Raw genomic sequence first — 17,382 nt, forward strand, 5'->3', positions numbered from 1 at the left:
CGGGTGCGGCCGCCCGCCGACGCCGGACGGGCCGCGGCGCTCACCGAGCTGCGGGCCCGCAGCGCGGCGCGCACCGCCGCGACGGCGCGGGGCGTCCCGGCGCCGGACACCGCCGAGCTGGCCGCGCTGGAAGCGGCCGTCGACGCCCGGACCCGGCGCCGCTCCCCCGCCGCGCCGGCGTCCGGGCCCCGCGCCGCGCCGCCCGCCCGGACGCCCGGCGCCACCGAGATCGCGGCGGCGCTGGGCGACCGGGCGCTGGTGGAGCTGATCGCCGTCGGCGCGGAGCTGCACGCGGTGACGATCGCGGACGGGCGCCTCCGGCGGCACCCGCTGGGGCCCGCGGACGGCGCCCGAAGCGCCGCCCGGGTGCTGCACCTCGCGGCGCGCCGCCTCGCCGCCGCCGACGACCCGGGCGCGGCCGAGGCGCTCGCGAGCGCCGCCGGACGGCTCGACCGGCTCCTGCTGGCCCCGCTGCGGGCCGCCCTCGGCGACCGCGACCTCGTGCTGGCCCCGGCCGGGCCCCTCCACGGGGTCCCCTGGTCCGCGCTGCCGTCGCTGGCCGGCCGCCCCGTCGCGGTCGTCCCGTCCGCGCGCGCCTGGCTGCGGGCCCGCACCGCCGCCGGGCCGCGCCCCCGCGGGCACGTCCTGCTCGCCGCCGGTCCGGGGCTGGAGCACGCCGACCGGGAGATCGCGGCCCTGCGGCGGCTCCACCCGGGCGCGCGCGTCCTGCACGGGCCGCGGGCGCGCGCCGAGACCGTGCGGGACGCCCTGGACGGCGCGTCCCTCGCGCACCTCGCGGCCCACGGCGAGTTCCGCGAGGGCAACGCGCTGTTCTCCCGGCTGCGGCTGGCGGACGGGCCGCTGTTCGTCCACGACCTCGACGCGTTGGCCGCGCCGCCGCGGGTGGTCGTGGTGTCGGCCTGCGACATCGGCCGCGGCGACGAGGGCGACGCCGTGCTCGGCATGGCGGGCGTCCTGCTCGCCCTCGGCACCGCCACCGTGGTCGCCAGCGTCACGCCCGTCCGGGACGCGGCCGCCCCGGCGTTCATGACCGCCTTCCACCGCGGTCTCGCCGCGGGCCTGCCGCCCGCGCGCGCCCTCGCCGCCGCCCCGCGCACGCCCGGCGTCACCGGGTTCGTCTGCATGGGCGGCGGCTGAGCACCGGCCCCCGGCGTCAGCCGGGGCCGGTCGCGACCGGGTTGGCGGGGTCGGCCACCCAGTTCGACCACGAGCCGACGTAGAGGGCGGCGGGGATGCCCGCGAGGTTCAGCGCGAGGATCTCGTGGGCGGCCGTCACCCCGGACCCGCAGTAGGCGCCGACGTCGGCCGCGTCGGTCGCGCCGAGCTGGCCGAACCGCTCGCGCAGCAGCCCCGGCGGCAGGAACCGCCCGTCCACGCCGACGTTCCCGGACGTCGGCGCGCTGCGGGCGCCCGGGATGTGCCCGGCGACCGGGTCGACGGGCTCCTGCTCGCCGCGGTAGCGCTCGGCGCTGCGCGCGTCGAGCAGCACCCCGCCCCGCGCGAGCTCCGCCGCGCCCTCGGCGTCCAGCACCGGCAGCCCTCCCGGGGCCGCCAGGAAGTCCCCCGGTTTGGCGTCGGGTTCCTCGGTGGTCACCGGGCGGCCCGCCTCCGTCCAGGCCCGGTAGCCGCCGTCCAGGACCCGCACCCGGTCATGGCCGAAATAGCGGAGCGACCACCAGACGCGCGCCGCGGCCGTCGAGTCGGCGTCGTCGTACACCACGACGAGGCGGTCCGACGACACCCCGGCGCGCCGCATCGCCGCCTCGAAGTCCCCGGCGGCGGGCAGCGGGTGCCGCCCGGCCGGGCCCGGCGGCCCGGTCACCTCCCCGTCCAGGTCGACGAAGACCGCGCCGGGCAGATGGCCCTCGCGGTAGGACTCGATCCCCGGGGGGCCGGCCAGCCGCCACCGCGCGTCCAGCAGCACCACGGGCGCCCGCCGCCTGATCAGCCGGTCCAGCGCGGGCACGTCGATGAGGGGGTTCACACCGCCAGTCTGAACGCCGTCGCCCGGGTTGGGGAGAGGTGAATCCTGGTTCGTCACAGTCATCCAGGCTACGCAGTTCCTCCGCTCATGTCGGCCCGGACACGGTGAGCATCGGCACCAGCCGCTCCGCCGCGATCATCGAGCCGTGCATGCCGACCATGCGCTCCAGCCACGGCTCCCGCTCGGACGCGACGATGGCCAGACCCCCGTGCGGGACCGCGACCACGTCCCCGATCCGCTCGGCCATCCCGGGCGCCACCGGGCCGAACCAGCCGTCCGCGACGGCCTCCTCGCGCGGCACCACCCACGCGCGGTCGCCCACGACCGCCCGCCACGCCGCGAGGACGTCGTCGCGCGCCCCCGGCTCGGCGTACACGTAGCGGCAGCGCGCGTCCCCGCCGAGCATCGCGACACCGTCCAGCAGCGCGGGCGTCCGGTCGACGTCCAGCCGCTCCCCCGGGTCGACCATCCCGTGGTCGGACGTCACGCACAGCAGCGCGCCGGGCGGCAGCACGCTCGCGATCCGCTCGACGAGCAGGTCGACGAACCGGAGCTGGAACCGCCACTCCGCCGAACCCACGCCGCGGCGGTGCCCGGTCGCGTCCAGGTCGGAGTGGTACACGGTCACGTACGCGCGGTCGCCCTCCCGCAGCGCCGCCCCCGCGCGGCCGACGAGCTCGCCCAGGGCGTCCGCGGGAAGGTACTCGGCGCCGCGCGACGTGGCGCGGCTCAGCGGGGTGCGCCGCAGGTTCCACAGCCCGATGTACCGGACGGCGACGCCGTCGGCGACGGCCCGCTCGTACACGGTCGGCACCGGCTGGAACTCGCCCGGGTCGACCCCGGCGTCGTCGCTCCAGCGCAGCAGGTTCAGCAGCCCGCCCGCCTCCGGCACCGCGACCTGGAGGCCGAGCAGCCCGTGCCCGCCCGGCGGCAGGCCCGTGCCGAGCGACGCGATGCTGGTCACCGTCGTCGCGGGCAGCCCGGCGTCGATCGCGCGGCCGCCCAGCGAGGTGAGGAACGGGGCCTCGTCCGGGTGGGCGCGCAGCTGCTCCCAGCCGAGCCCGTCGACCAGCAGGACGCAGACGCGCGCGGCGGGCGGCAGCCCCAGCACGTTCGCCGCCCCGGGGACGCCCAGCGCCGCCAGCACCGACGGCGACACGTCGGCGAGGGTGCCCGTCCCGTAGCGCGGGACGGGCGGCGGCGGTGCGGTCACCGGGCGGTCGCGGTGGACAGCGCCTCCGCGAACGCCAGCACCTGCCCGACGGCGTCCGCGCCGTCCGCGGCCTCGCTCACCCGCAGCGACAGGTCGTCGGCCGTGACGCTGCCGGTGTAGCCGTGGTCGGCCTCGCAGTTCTCGTCGCCGCAGGTCGCGGGCTCGAGGTCGATGTGGGCGATGGCGCCCCACCCGATCGTCAGGACGACCTCGGTGGGCGGCACGCCCGGCACGTACGACGCGGGGTCGGGGACGACCCGCGTCACCGCCACGGACTGGACGCGGTCCAGCTTGACGGCCTCGGTGGTCGTGGAGGCGTGCGGCCGGGGCATGCCCTCGCCCGGGGGGTGCTCGTCGGTGTGGCACACCAGCAGCCGGCTCGCGGACAGGACCAGCACGGTCACATGCCGGCGCACCTCCATCGCCGGGTCGAACGTCGCCTCGTGGTGCACCACGTAGGCGGTGACCGGCTCGTCACCGACGGCCGACTCGACCGCGTCCGCGACCAGGGCCGGGTAGTAACCGCTGCGCTCGATGGCCGTGCGCAGCCCGTTGGCGGTCGCTCGCGTTTCCCTCATGGCCCCATCCTGCCTTGTTCGGGCCCGGACGTGCACACGACCGGGCCCGGCGACGCACCCGGCGTCCGCCCGCGCGGTCATCGCCGCCCCTCCGGGGTACGAAACGGACATGAGTGACAAGGATCCGATGCCGGGCCCGCCGCCGGTGCCGCCCCCCACGCCCGACCCGGCGCCGCCGCCCCAACCGCCCGTCCCGCCCGAACCGCCCCCGGGCCCGACCCCGGGGCCTCCGCCGCGCCCACCGGGCCCCGTCCCGCCGGGCCCCGCCCCCGACCCCGTCCCGCCCGGCCCACCGCCGGAGCCGACACCACCGGGCCCCGCCCCGGACCCGAGCCCACCCGTCCCGGACCCCGACCCGATCCCCCCAGGCCCCGAACCCGCCCCACCCGAACCAGGCCCAGCCACCCCCACCTAACCGCCGGGCCCCGCGCCGCCCGGCCACGCCGCCGGGCCGGGCCCGCCTGCCCACCGAGCTGCCCCACCGCCAGACCACCGGGCCGCCGCGCCAACGGGCTGCCGCGCCGGGCCACCAGGCCGCCGCGCTGCCGGGCCACCGCGCCGCGCCGCAGGCTTCCATGCTGCCGCGCCGCCACGCCAGCGGGCCACCAGGCCGCGGGCCGCCAGACCGCCAGGGCACCGCGCCACCGGGCCTCCGCGCCGCACCGGGCCACCGCGCCGGGTCGCCGGGCCGCGCCGCGTCAGGCCGCTAAGCCGCCGCGCCGCTGGGCCTGCAGGCTTGGCCGCTTCGCAGCGTCGGCGTCGACACTCCGCTGCGCGAGGGCGCCTGGGTTGTGGACTCGGTCGTTCCGTAGTGCCGGCGTCGACGCTTCGCGACGTACGAGGGGCCGGGGCCTGTGGGTGTGGTCGTTGTGCCTCGTCGGTGTCGGCGCGTCCACGGCCCCGGACGGTCGTCGGGCGGGGGTGGGCGGTCAGGTGATCGGGGCGGTGTCCGGGCCGCGGAGGCGGCGCGGGCCCAGTTCGGGGCGGGGGCCCAGCGGACGTTCGAGGCGGAGCGCGACATCGCGGACGGCGGCGCCCGAACCGTCCGCGACCACCGGGTTCAGCTCCAGTCGGGCGACCTCGGGCAGGTCGAAGCCGAGCCGCGACACCCGCATCACCAGCTCCTCGAGGGCCGACACGCGGACGGGTTCGGCGCCGCGGTGGCCGAGCAGGAGCGGGGCCGTCCGGATCGCGCGGATCAGCTCGGCGGCGTCCACGTCCGACAGGGGGCCGAGGCGGTAGGCGCGGTCGTCCAGCAGCGCGGCCGTCTCGTCGGCGAGGCCGAAGGAGACGACGGCGCCGAACGACGGGTCCTCCATGGTGACGATGCGCGTCGGGACCCCGGCGCGGGCGTCGTCCCGGTCGACCTCGATGCCGTAGCAGGCGAGCAGCTCGGCGGCCTGCTCGGGCGTCGCGTGCACGGGCGCGCCGCCGTCGAGCCAGCCCTCGACGAGCGTCCGGGCGCGGCGGCGGTCGGCGCCCTCGAACTCGGGCATCGACCCGGCGGGGCGGCGCCGCCACTGGGCGTAGCGGATCACGTAGGCGAGGGCCCGGACGGCGTCCTCGGGCGCGGGGTACGAGGGCACCGAGCCCTCGGCGGGCGACCCGTCCGGCGCCGTGATCCGCAGGTCGGCGGGCATGCCCTCGGAGCCCAGGTACGTCGCCACGACCGGTTTGGGGCTGGCCGCGGCGAGCCGGAGGATCTTCTCGGGGACGCGCAGGTCGTAGCCGCCGATCGTCGGCGGGGTGAACAGCGCGACGACCGCGTCGACCGCGTCGTCCTCGAGCGCGGCCGCGAGGCCCGCCTCGAAGTCGTCGGCGTCCGCGCGCGGGCCGAGGTCGATGCGCGGCCGGACCTGGAGGCCGAGCGCCGTCGCCGCGTCCTGCGCCAGCAGGCCGAGCGAGTCGGAGTTGTCGATGATCGCGATGCGGTCGCCCTCGGGCAGCGGCTGGTAGGCCAGGAGCTGCGCGACGTCGAACAGCTCGGACAGGTCCTCCACCCGGATGACGCCCGCCTGCTCGAACAGCGCGCTGACCGCATGGTCGGGCAGCGTGAGCGCGCGCGCGGCGTGCCCGATGGGGACGCCCTGGGTGCTGCGCCCGCTCTTCACCGCGACGATCGGCTTGCGCCGGCCGAGCCTGCGCGCCAGCCGCGCGAACTTGCGGGGATTGCCCAGCGACTCCAGGTAGAGCAGGACCGCCTTGGTGGCCGGGTCCTCCTCCCAGTACTGCATGAGGTCGTTGCCGGAGACGTCCGCCCGGTTCCCCGCGGAGACGAACGTGGACAGCCCGAGCCCGCGCTCGGCCGTCCGCTGCAGGATCGCGATGCCCAGCGCGCCCGACTGCGAGAAGAACCCGATCGGGCCCCTCCCGGGCATGGTCGGCGCCAGGGTGGCGTTCAGCCGCACGTCCGGGTCGGTGTTGGCGATCCCCAGGCAGTTGGGCCCGACGACCCGCATCCCGTACGCGCGCGCCATCCGCACGAGCTCGTCCTGGCTCGCGCGCCCCTCCGGCCCCGTCTCCCCGAAGCCGGACGACACGACCACCAGCCCCCGGACGCCCTTCGCCGCGCACTGCTCCACGACCTCGTGGACGGCGTCCGCCCGCACGGCCACGACGGCGAGGTCGACGTCGTCCGGGATCTCCAGGACGGACGCGTACGCGCGGACGCCCGCGACCGCCGTGGCCGTCGGGTGCACCGGGTACACGGGGCCGCTGAAGTCGCCCGCCAGCAGGTTCCGCAGGACGGTCTGCCCGACGGTGTGCTCGGCGCGGCTCGCGCCGATCACCGCGACCGACCCCGGGAACAGCAGCCGCTGGATCGACCGGGACTCCGCCCGGTGCTCGCGCGCCGCCATGACCTCCATCGACGTCTCCGTCGGCTCCAGGTCGAGGACGAGCTCGATCACGCCCTCCTCGAACCGCTGCTCCGCCTGGTAGCCCGCCTCCCGGAACACGCGGGTCATCCGCCGGTTGTCGGGCAGGACGCTCGCGACGAACCGCCGCACGCCCCGCTCCCGCGCCGCCGCCGCGATGTGCTCCAGCAGCACCGCCCCGATCCCCCGCCCCTGGTGGGCGTCCTCCACGAGGAACGCGACCTCGGCGGTCTCCGGCGCGTCCGCGAGCCGGTCGTACCGGACGACCGCCACCATCTCCTCGCCGATCGTGGCGATCAGCCCGACCCGCCGGTCGTAGTCGACGCCGGTGAAGTGCTCGATCTCCCGATCGGTCAGGTAGGGGCGCGGGGAGAAGAAGCGGTAGTAGATCGTCTCCGGGGACAGCCGGGCGTAGAACACCCGCAGGCGCTCGGCGTCGTCGCGCCGGATGGGGCGCAGATGGGCGGTCCCGCCGTCGCTGAGGACGACGTCCGCCTCCCACTGCACCGGATAACCCTCGGTCACGTAACCGAGGGTAAGGCACGCCGAACCGGCGCCCGCTCCAGGGAAAAACACGGGTTCCTCGTTTTCGCTGCGCGTTCGAGACCTCAACGGGGCTCCGGAGCTGTTAACGTCGAGCCACGCCCAGGATGCCGCTCGCGCGGGCCGTGTTGATCGAGGTGATGACTCCATGACGCGCGTGGTCGTGGTCGGCGATCTGATGACAGACACCGTGGCCCGTGCCGCGTTTCCCCTGGCCAAGGGGAGCGACACGCCTGCCGCCGTGACGACCCACGGAGGCGGTTCGGGCGCCAACGTGGCCGCCTGGCTCGCCGTGGAGGAGGAGGTCGAGGTGGCCTTTGTCGGCCGCCGAGGCTCCGACATCGCGGGCCGGAACCGGGACATGGAGATGATGGGGTACGGCGTCGACGCCCGCCTCGTCATGGACGCCGAACGTCCCACCGGCACCTGTGTGGTGATGGTCACGCACAAAGGCGACCGCACCATGCTGTCGGACCCCGGCGCCAACGGCGCGCTGCTGCCCGAGGACATCGAGCGCTGCGGCGACCTGTTCGTCCAGGGCACCCATCTGCACCTCTCCGGCTACTCGCTGATCAACGAGGGCTCCCGGAAGGCCGCCATCGTCGCGCTGGACATGGCGCGCAAGGCGCAGATGTCCGTCTCGGTCGACGGCGGCTCGTTCTCCCCGCTCAAGCGGATGGGCGCCGAGCCCTTCCTGGAGTGGACGCAGGGCGCCCGGCTGCTGATCGTGAACGCCAAGGAGGCGGAGATCCTCACCGGCCGGGACACTCCCGACCAGGCCGCCAAGGTGCTCACCGCCTGGTACCCCCAGGTCGTGATCAAAGACGGTGCCGACGGCGCCCTCTGGTACACCAACGGCCGCCCCGAGCCGGTCACCGTCGCCGCCGAGCCCGTCGACAAGGTCGTGGACGGCACCGGCGCGGGCGACGCGTTCGTCGCCGGGTTCCTGCCGCCGTGGCTGGACGGCAAGCAGCCCGCCGACGCCCTCACCGCCGGCTGCCGCCTCGCCGCCCGCGCCATGCGGCACCTCGGCGCGCGCCCCACCCTCGACGTCGTCGACAACCAGATCTGACGACCGCCGCGGCCCGTCAGGCCAGCGGCGTGTAGGTGCGGACGTCCTCGCGGACGGCCTCCCACAGGCGGTTCAGCGGGTGGTCCGCGCCGTACCGCTCGAGGTCGGCGCGGCGCACGAACGCGCCGGTCATCAGCTCAGCGGGGGGCTCCATGTCGTCCTCGAGCCCGATCGCGCGCAGCGGCACGGCGTCCGGGTCGTCCCGCCCGGCCATCCCCCGGCCGATCGACCCGGTGACCACCATGCAGCCGCGGACGAACCCGGACCGCAGCAGCGACAGCCCGTAGTGCACGTCGTCGATGTCGGCGACGACGTTCAGCCGCTCCCGGTAGTTCGACCCGTACCAGGTCGCCAGCAGGTCCGCGACCAGGCCCGCTGGCGGCAGCACCAGCGGGACGCCCGGCAGCCGGCTCGTCCGGACCGGGGCGTCGGGCAGCTCGCGCTCCGGCAGGTTCGTCAGCAGCAGCGCCTGCCCCCGCGCGTACTCGACGACCTCGTACTCCTTGAGCCGCCGGTCCCCCTCCGGGGTGCTGACGATGCTCCCGCACACGAGGTCGACCTGGTTCGTCTCCAGCCGCGACCACACGTCCTTCGTCCGGACGTGCGCGACCTTGAACTCGACCTCCCGCTGCCGGAACTCCTCCGACACCCGGTTCCACGCGCGGGACACGATCGGCAGCGTGAACTCGGTCGTCCCCACGGTGAGCATCCGGCCCAGCCGCCGCCTGCTGCGGTGCACGGCCTCCAGCCAGCTCTCGAACGTCCCGCGCGCCAGCTCCACGGTCGCCTCGCCCGTCGGGGTGAACAGGAAGTCCTTCCCGCGGCCCTGCCGGACGGTCAGCACCTCCCCGCACAGCGCCTGGCTGTTGCGGTTCAGCGTGTCGAGCTGCTTCTGGACGCTCGACTGCTCGCGCCCGAGCGCCCGCGCCGCGCGCAGCGCGGACCCGGTCTCGTGCACGACGAGGAGCGTCCGCAGCTGGTCGAACGTCATGTCCAGCAGTCCGGACGGGCAGTCGAGAAGCTCGTCGAGGGGCACGGGACCGGACATTACTACCTGCCGCCCGGCCGTCGCCGAAATGACCTCCCGCACACTCCAACGGGAATTGATGACACTTCCGCTCCAACTTATCTTGAGATGTTCTCTCAAACAGCTGGACAGAGTTTTCTGACCTCTAGAACACTTTCCTCTCGTCCGAACCCCCGCCGAGGAAGCACCGTGAGCCGTTCGACCCCTCCCCACGCCGCCGCGTCTCCTCCCGGACGCCCCGGCGGCGCTCCCGGGCGCGTCCCGGCGACCGTCCTCGCCGGGACCGCCGCCGGGGAGCGGGTCCACCGGTTCCGGCACCGATGACCCCCGTTCGCCGCGGCTCTTCTCCGCCGCGGCGCCGGGTCGGCCGTCGGCCCGTGCGCGGGGCCGCGCGCACGGGCCGGCTCGGTTGCGCCGCCCGCGCCGACAGGGGCGCGCGGGCGGCCCGCAACCCCTGACCGCCCCCCCCCGCACGCCCGCGGCTGACCGCCGTCCGGAGCACACCGGACGCCGACGGCGACGCGGAGACCGCGCATCCGATCCCGGCCCAACCCGGCCGGGCATTCCGGCATCTCACCAGTGGATCGATCGGGCAACGGGAAGGACGTGCGGTGGGCGGCTGGCGGATCACAGGCTTCGACGAGGTCGCGGAACTCGGCCGGGGCGCGCAGGGACGCGTCGTCCTGGCGCGGCACACGGAATCGGGCGCCCCGGTCGCGATCAAGTACGTGGACACGGCGGCCGGCGCCGACACCGCCCGGCTCCGGCACGAGGCCGCGCTGCTCGGCCGGGTCGCCGACCCGCACGTCGCGCGGCTGTACCGGCTGGTGGAGAGCCCGCACGGCGCCGCGATCGTGATGGAGGCGGTGAACGGCGTCCCGCTCAAGCGGGTCTTGGCCGAGCACGGCTCGCTCACCCCCGAGCAGGCGCTGACGGTGCTGAAGGGGTCGCTGAGCGGGCTCGCCGCCGCGCACGCCGTCGGGGTGGTGCACCGCGACTACAAGCCCGCGAACGTGGTGGTACGCGCCGACGGACTCAGCAAGCTGATCGACTTCGGCATCGCCGTCCCGGCGGGCGGCGGGGACCGCTCGGGAACTCCCGCCTACATGGCCCCGGAGCAGTGGCGCGGCGAACCCGTGTCCCCCTCCACCGACGTCTACGCCGCCACCTGCGTGTTCTTCGAGTGCCTGACCGGACGGCGCCCCTTCGGCGGCGACCGGGCCGCGCTGATGGCCGGGCACCTGACCGCGCCGCCGCCGCTCGACGGCGTCCCCGCGCCCGTCCGCGACCTGGTGGCGCGCGGCCTCGCCAAGACGGCCCGGGAGCGTCCCGCGGGCGCCGAGGCGTTCGTCCGCGAACTGGAGGACGCCGCAGCCGGGGCGTACGGGGGCGACTGGGAGGAGCGCGGCGTCCGCGCCCTCGCCGGAGCGGCGGCCGCCTTCGCCGCGCTGTTCCCCCTCGCCGCCGCCGGCATCCCCGCCGCGGCGGGCGGCGCCCTCGCGGGCGGCGCGGCGGCCGGTGGCGCGGGAGCCGCCGGGGCGTCGGCGGGCGGCACGGCGGCCGGTGCGGGCGCGGCCGGCGGAGCCGGGGCCGCAGGCGGAGCCGGGGCCGCAGGCGGGGCCGGCGCGGGCGCCGCGACCGGGGCCGCAGGCGGAGCCGGGGCCGCCGGCGGAGCCGGGGCGGGCGTCGCAGGCGGAGCCGGGGCCGCAGCGTCCAGCGTGGGCGCCGCCACCGGTGGCGCAGGCGGGGCCGGGGCCGCCGGAGCCGGCGCGGGCGCGGGCGCGGCGGCCAGTGGCGCAGGCGGGGCCGGTGCGGGCGCCGCAGGCGGGGCCGGTGCGGGCGCGGGGACGGCCGCGGGGGCCGGGGGCGGTGCGTCGGCGGCCGGGTTCTTCGCGAGCGTGGGCGGGAAGATCGCCGTCGGCGTCGCGGGGGCCGCGCTCGTCGGCGGCGGCGTGAGCGCCTACGCCGTCGGCCGCGACACGCCCCCCGAGCAGCCGCCGACCCGCCCGGCCGCCGCGGCGGTCGCCGTCCAGAACCAGCGGATGGACGGCCTGCCGATGGTGGTGCGCTCGCAGTACGTGCGCGTCAGCGGCCACCGCGACCCCGCCGTCGAGCAGCGGATCAACCAGGCGCTCCGCTCCCCGGTCGACTGGACGATCCAGCGGGTCCGGGCCATGACGCAGCAGATGGCAACCGGTTGCACCCAGGACGCCGTTGTGGAGCTGACCGCACGGATCGGTATCAGGAACTCGTCCCTGATCTCCGTGCTCTATCCCGACAACAAGTCCGTCCTGTGCTTCCCCGCGGACGGTGAGCTCGCGGGCTGGGCGGTCACCGTGGACGCGGAGACGGGCCGCGCCTACACGGCCGACGACATCTTCAAGCCCGACACCCTCACCCCGACCGGGATCAGCACGCTGCTCGACCGACTGGCCTACGTGACCGATGAAACCGTCACCCACATGTGGGGCCCGAACGGCTGTGCGCGGAACCGGCCGCCGGAACGCTCCGACTTCTTCCCCGAGCAGAGCCCGGAAGGCATCTCCCCGGAACAGATTCCGCCCGCCGCGACGGTCTTCTTCGCTCCCGACCGGTTGGTACTGAACTGGTCGACCGAAGGAAGCGGCTGCATGAAAACCCGCCTCGCCGCCCCCTACGCCAAGGTCCGCGACCTGCTGAAGCCCGACCTCGCCGCCCACCTCCCGGCCTGACCCGGCACACCGCCCCGGGCTCCGCCGCAACCGAACTCGAGCCCCCCGCGAGGACGCACCGCGTCGTCCTCGCGGGGCCGGGTCATGCGGGGGTGGCGAGGGTCAGGGGGAGGACGGCGGGGGCGCCGGCCTGTCTGAGGAGGCGGGCGGCGACGGTCATCGTCCAGCCGGTCTCGATGCGGTCGTCGACGAGCAGGACGGGGCCGGGGGCGGTGGCGAGGGCGCCGGAGAGCGCGTCGGGCAGGGCGAGGCCGTGCCAGACCGAGCGGAGCCGCTGGGCGCTGTTGTGGCGCCGGGGGACGGGCTCGCCCGCGGGGGCGAGTTCGCCGAGGTACGGAAGGCGGCCGATCTCGGCGATGCGGTGGCCGAGGCCGGTGACGAGGCGGGGCCGCGACCGGGAGCCGATGGTGACGACGCCCGCGGGCCGGGCCGACCAGTCCCAGGCGGACAGGACGGTGACGACGGCGTCGAGCATGTCGGGAGGAACGTCGGCGTCGCCGGCGGCGAACAGGTCGCGGAGGCGGTTGCCCCAGCCGATGTCGGTGAGGCGGCCGAGGGCGCGGCCGGTCTCGGCCTGCTCGCCGGGGGCGATGCGGCCGGCGACGCCGAGGTCGTCCTTGACGCCGGTCGGCCACATGCGGCGGGGCGGCACGTCGACGCCGGGGCGGTGGAGGCGGTCGCGGGCCCGGGCGGTGCTCTCGGCGGCGACGTCGGCGGACCGGTGCTCGCCGGTGCAGTTGTCGCAGCGGCCGCAGGGCGCGGCGGCCGGGTCGTCGAGGCGGCGGCGCAGGAACTCCTCCCGGCAGCCGGTGGCGGCGATGTAGTCGAGCATGGCGCGCTGCTCGCGGCGGCGCTCGGCGGTGACGCGCTCGTAGCGTTCGCGGTCGTAGGTCCAGGGGACGCCGGTCGCGGTCCAGCCGCCCTTGACGCGGCGGACGGCGCCGTCGACGTCGAGGACCTTGAGCATCATCTCCAGGCGGGAGCGGCCGAGGTCGACGCGGGGTTCGAGGGCGCCGAGGGAGAGCGGGCGATCCGCCTCGTCGAGGACGCGGAGGGTGTCGCGGACGACGTCCTCCGGCGGGAAGGCCATGCTCGCGAAGTACTCCCAGATCTCGCGGTCCTCCCGGCCGGGGAGGAGGATGACCTCGGCGCGGTCGACGCCGCGGCCCGCGCGGCCGATCTGCTGGTAGTAGGCGACGGGCGACTGCGGCGCGCCGACGTGGACGATGAAGCCCAGGTCGGGTTTGTCGAAGCCCATCCCGAGCGCGCTGGTGGCGATGAGGGCCTTGAGCTTGTTGTCGAGGAGGTCCTGCTCGGCCTGGAGCCGCTCGGCCTGCTCGGTCTGGCCCGAGTAGGCGGCGACCTCGTGGCCGCGGTCGCGGAGGAACGCGGCGATCTCGTGCGCGGCGGCGACCGTGAGGGTGTAGACGATCCCGGAACCGGGGAGGCTTTCGAGGCGTTCGGCGAGCCAGGCGATGCGCTGCTCGGCCGTCGGCGTGGTGACGACGGAGAGGTGCAGCGACTCGCGCTCCAGCGGGCCCCGGAGGACGAGCGCGTCCCCCGCGTCCGGACGTCCCTCCCGGTGGGGGGACACGGCGAGCTGCTCGGCGACGTCGCGGGTGACGCGGGCGTTGGCGGTCGCGGTGGTCGCGAGGACGGGGACGTCCGGCGGGAGGTCGGCGAGGAGGGTGCGGATGCGGCGGTAGTCGGGCCGGAAGTCGTGGCCCCAGTCGGAGATGCAGTGGGCCTCGTCGACGACGACCAGGCCGGCGCCCGCGGCGAGGCGGGGCAGGACGAGGTCGCGGAAGTCGGGGTTGTTGAGCCGTTCGGGGCTGACGAGCAGGACGTCGACCTCGCCCCGTTCGACCTCGGCGAAGACGCCCTCCCAGTCGTCGGTGTTCGCGGAGTTGATCGTGCGGGCGCGGATGCCGGCGCGTTCGGCGGCGTCGATCTGGTTGCGCATCAGCGCCAGCAGCGGGGACACGATCACGGTGGGGCCGGCGCCGCGGGCGCGCAGCAGGCGGGTGGCGACGAAGTAGACCGCGGACTTGCCCCACCCGGTGCGCTGGACGACCAGGGCCCGCCGGCGCCCGACGACGAGGGCGTCGATCGCCGTCCACTGGTCGTCGCGGAGCCGCGCGTGGTCGCCGGCGAGGGCGCGCAGGGTCCGTTCGGCCTCGTCTCGGAGGTCACTGGGAGAGCTCATGCCACCTTGGTACCAACGATGCGTTGACCGTCACACCAGAACTTGCTTTTGGGGATAACCCCGGTGGACGTGTCAGCTCCCGGCCGTGGGTAGCCTGCGGGCGAGATCGGATCTTGCTGGAAGGACACAAGCGCGGGATGAGCGCGACGCAGCGCCCGGAGACCCCGGGCGCGGTGGAACGGCTGCGGAATTCGGCCGCCGCCGACCGGCTGCGGCGGACGTGGCAGGTCCTGATGGACGGCTCTCCGCCGGAGCCCCCCGAGGAGGAGCCCGGTGAGGTCGTCGATCCGCGGGCCGTCGACCTCGTGCTGCGCGTCGGGGAACTCCTGCTGGCCAGCGGCGAGACGACCGAGCGGGTCAACGAGGCGATGCTCGGCCTCGCGGTGGCGTTCGAGCTGCCGCGCTGCGAGGTGCAGGTCACGCTGACGAGCCTGCTGGTGTCGGCGCATCCCGGCAAGGGCGCGCCGCCGGTGACGGCCGCCCGCGCCATCCGGCGCCGCACGCCCGCGCACTGGCGGCTGACCGCGCTGCACGACCTCGTCCAGCAGGCGTCCATCGGGATGCTGGAGCTGGAGGCGGCGCACCGGCGGCTCGCGGAGATCAAGCGCGGGCGGGGCCCGTACCCGCCGTGGATGATCGTGCTGGGGCTGGGCCTGATCTCCGCATCGGCGAGTGTGCTGTCCGGCGGCGGGCTGCTGGTCGCGCTGACCGCGTTCGCTGGAACGGTCCTCGGCGACCGCGCCGCCGCCTACCTGGCGCGCCGGGGCGTCGCGGAGTTCTTCCAGCTCACGGTCGCCGCCGCGATCGGCGCGACGGGCGCGATCATCGTGGTCGCGACGGGCAGCCCGGGACCGGCCGCCTCGGTGGTGACCGGGGTGATCCTGGCGCTGCTGCCCGGGCGCCCGCTGGTCGCCAGCATTCAGGACGGCATCACCGGCGACCTCGTGAGCGCCGGGGCGCGCGTGCTCGAGGTGTTCTTCATCATCGCGGCGCTGGTCGCGGGGCTGGGCGTCGTCGTCTACATCGCGGTCAACTTCGACGTCGCGATCGACGTGCGGCACCTGCCGAGGGCCAGCGAGACGCTCGATTCCGTCCAGATCCTCGCCGCGGCGGCGGTTTCGGCGACGTTCGCGCTGTCGCTGGCGGCGCCGCGCGCCGTGCTGGCGCCGGTCGCGCTGGGCGGCGCGCTGATCTGGGTGCTGTTCGTGCTGATGCGCGGCTGGGACATGCCGCCGGTGCTGGCCTCCGCGGTGGCCGCCACGGTGGTGGGGACGCTGGCGAACGTGGTCGCGCGCAGGCAGGGCGCGCCCGTGATGCCCTACGTCGTCCCGGCGATCGGGCCGCTGCTGCCGGGGACGCCGCTGTACCGGGGCATGGTCGAGCTGAACACGGGCGCGCCGCAGGACGGCATCCTCAGCCTGATCTCGGCGCTGTCGATCGCGCTGGCGCTCGGCGCCGGGGTGAACCTGGGCGGTGAACTCGTGCGGGCGTTCCAGCGGGTCGGCCTCACCGCGTCCGGCCGCTGGGCCCGTCCGGCCGCCCGCCGGACGCGCGGTTTCTGACCCCCGCGGGCGCCCGTCCGGCCGGTGCCGGGTTTGTCGGTGCCGGGCGCTACGTTCGCCGCATGTACCGACAGGGAGACATCCTGATCCTGCCCGTGGCCGAAGCGGACGTGCCGCCGTCCGTCCGGGCCCTGCCGCCGGCGCCGCGCGACGGACGGGGCCGCATGGTGCTGGCGCTCGGCGAGGCGACCGGGCACGCGCACGCGCTGGCCGCGCCGGGCACGCTCCTGCGGACGCCCGACCCGCGCACCCCCGACCACCTGCACCTCCCGTCGGGCGGTCGGCTGGTCCACGAGGAGCACGCGGCGATCTCGCTGCCGAAGGGCTGGTACCGGGTGATCCGCCAGCGCGAGTACGTGCCGGGCTCCGTCCGGGTCGTGGCGGACTGAGGCGGCGGGCATGACGACCGAGACGCACACCGAGACCCCGCGCCCCGCGCACTTCGTCGTCGGCGACTGGCAGTCCGCGGCGTTCGCCGCGACGCCCGCCGACCGGCCCCGCGCCGAGGCGGGGATCGCCGCGGCCTACGCCGCCGCCGGGCTCCCCGCGCCCGAGCGCGTCCTGTGGGTGCCGTCGCCGCTGCGCGGCGCCGTCGCGGCGGCCGTCCTCGCCGGGCACGAGGAGGCGCTGCGCGCCGCCGGAGCGGCCGAGCAGGTCGACGCGGCCCTCGCCGACCTGGGCGCGGACGCCGACGCGGGCGCGAGCGTCCGCGACGCCGTGCGGACCCGGCCCTGGGAGGCCGAGCGGGCCGCCGCCGCGGCCGAACTCGGCGCGGAGGGCTGGCCGCGGGCGTGGGCCGACAGCGGCGGGCTGCTCTGGAGCCAGGTGCAGTCGCTGGTCACCCGGGTGCGGGCCGCCGCCGGCGCCGCCGCGGCCCCCGACCCGGAGGAGGCGACGGACGAGCAGCAGCGCGCCGAGTCGCTGCTCCGGGCCGCCACCCTCGACGCGGTGCTGGGCCAGCACGACGCGCCGTGGCTGGCGCTGTTCGAGTCGCTGGGGCGGCTCGACGGCCGGCTGTCCGGCCTGGCCGAGGTCGCCCGCTCCGCCGGCTGGTGGTGGCCGTACGAGCGGCTGGCGATCTGCTGCGAGCGTCCGTCGGAGCTGCACCGGGACGAGCCGGGGCGGCTGCACCGCGGGGACGGCCCGGCGCTCGCGTACCCGGACGGGTTCGCGCTGCACGCCTGGCGCGGGATGCCGATCCCGCCCGACTTCGTCGAGTCGCTCACCGATCTCCACGCGAACCGGATCCTGCGCGAGGAGAACGCCGAGCTGCGCCGGGTCATGCTGGAGATCTACGGCTACGACCGCTACCTCGCCGACGTCGGGGCGAAGCCGGTCCACCAGGACGAGACGGGCGTGCTGTGGTCGATCGACCTGCCGGGCGACGAGCCGGTGGTGATGGTCGAGGTCGTGAACTCCACCCCCGAGCCCGACGGGACGTACCGGACGTACTACCTGCGCGTCCCGCCGACCACGCGGACGGCGCGGGAGGGCGTCGCCTGGACGTTCGGCGTCGACGAGGCCGACTACCGCCCCGAGAAGCAGACCTGAGCGGTCCCCCCGAGCGACCGGTGGTTCCGGTCCCCCCG

General features: G+C 76.3%; 12 protein-coding genes. 6 read left to right on the plus strand and 6 right to left on the minus strand.

The features are described 5' to 3' along the window. Nucleotides 1–1,158: CHAT domain-containing protein (locus H505_RS45270; protein WP_034520586.1), on the plus strand; the 1,158-nt coding region annotated here is incomplete at its 5' end. A 16-nt stretch (nt 1,159–1,174) separates the two neighbouring features. Here H505_RS45270 and H505_RS0130170 read toward each other — a convergent pair. From H505_RS0130170 to H505_RS0130185, 4 genes are all read right to left on the minus strand, one after another. Next, a complete protein-coding gene (locus tag H505_RS0130170; protein ID WP_034520589.1) occupies nt 1,175–2,005 on the minus strand; it encodes a sulfurtransferase in 831 nt (276 codons plus the stop codon). Between the two features lie 85 nt (nt 2,006–2,090). Continuing rightward, the gene (locus H505_RS0130175; protein WP_026404943.1) at nt 2,091–3,218 is read right to left on the minus strand and encodes an alkaline phosphatase family protein; all 1,128 of its coding nucleotides are present in this window, start codon (nt 3,216–3,218) and stop codon (nt 2,091–2,093) included. Next, a complete protein-coding gene (locus H505_RS0130180) occupies nt 3,215–3,796 on the minus strand; it encodes a DUF5998 family protein (RefSeq protein WP_026404944.1) in 582 nt (193 codons plus the stop codon). The genes H505_RS0130175 and H505_RS0130180 overlap by 4 nt, the downstream gene beginning before the upstream one ends. Nucleotides 3,797–4,725: 929 nt before the next feature. Beyond that, nucleotides 4,726–7,197 carry a bifunctional acetate--CoA ligase family protein/GNAT family N-acetyltransferase gene (locus H505_RS0130185; protein ID WP_026404945.1) on the minus strand — a complete coding sequence of 824 codons (2,472 nt, stop codon included), beginning with the start codon at nt 7,195–7,197 and terminating at the stop codon, nt 4,726–4,728. 166 nt (nt 7,198–7,363) lie between these two features. On the opposite strand from H505_RS0130185, the gene H505_RS0130190 reads away from it, so the two are divergent. Continuing rightward, nucleotides 7,364–8,287: a carbohydrate kinase family protein gene (locus tag H505_RS0130190; RefSeq protein WP_026404946.1), complete on the plus strand. Its 924-nt coding sequence runs from the start codon at nt 7,364–7,366 to the stop codon at nt 8,285–8,287. Nucleotides 8,288–8,303: 16 nt separating this feature from the next. On the opposite strand, the gene H505_RS0130195 is transcribed toward H505_RS0130190, so the two are convergent. Continuing rightward, entirely contained in the window at nt 8,304–9,323 is a 1,020-nt protein-coding gene (locus H505_RS0130195) for a LysR family transcriptional regulator (protein WP_199748204.1), read from the minus strand. A gap of 602 nt (nt 9,324–9,925) precedes the next feature. On the opposite strand from H505_RS0130195, the gene H505_RS51235 reads away from it, so the two are divergent. After that, the gene (locus H505_RS51235; protein ID WP_051301330.1) at nt 9,926–12,025 is read left to right on the plus strand and encodes a serine/threonine-protein kinase; all 2,100 of its coding nucleotides are present in this window, start codon (nt 9,926–9,928) and stop codon (nt 12,023–12,025) included. A gap of 82 nt (nt 12,026–12,107) precedes the next feature. Here the strand turns inward: H505_RS51235 and H505_RS0130205 are convergent, their stop codons facing one another. After that, the gene (locus tag H505_RS0130205; RefSeq protein ID WP_026404948.1) at nt 12,108–14,231 is read right to left on the minus strand and encodes a RecQ family ATP-dependent DNA helicase; all 2,124 of its coding nucleotides are present in this window, start codon (nt 14,229–14,231) and stop codon (nt 12,108–12,110) included. A gap of 137 nt (nt 14,232–14,368) precedes the next feature. Here H505_RS0130205 and H505_RS0130210 point away from each other — a divergent pair, with 137 nt between their 5' ends. From H505_RS0130210 to H505_RS0130220, 3 genes are all read left to right on the plus strand, one after another. Then, entirely contained in the window at nt 14,369–15,793 is a 1,425-nt protein-coding gene (locus tag H505_RS0130210) for a threonine/serine exporter family protein (RefSeq protein ID WP_233617714.1), read from the plus strand. Nucleotides 15,794–15,855: 62 nt separating this feature from the next. After that, a complete protein-coding gene (locus H505_RS0130215) occupies nt 15,856–16,182 on the plus strand; it encodes a hypothetical protein (RefSeq protein WP_026404950.1) in 327 nt (108 codons plus the stop codon). A 10-nt stretch (nt 16,183–16,192) separates the two neighbouring features. After that, nucleotides 16,193–17,344: a DUF6745 domain-containing protein gene (locus H505_RS0130220; protein WP_026404951.1), complete on the plus strand. Its 1,152-nt coding sequence runs from the start codon at nt 16,193–16,195 to the stop codon at nt 17,342–17,344. Nucleotides 17,345–17,382: the final 38 nt, after the last annotated feature.

This window comes from Actinomadura rifamycini DSM 43936 (assembly GCF_000425065.1).
In the GTDB taxonomy this organism is placed as follows: domain Bacteria; phylum Actinomycetota; class Actinomycetes; order Streptosporangiales; family Streptosporangiaceae; genus Spirillospora; species Spirillospora rifamycini.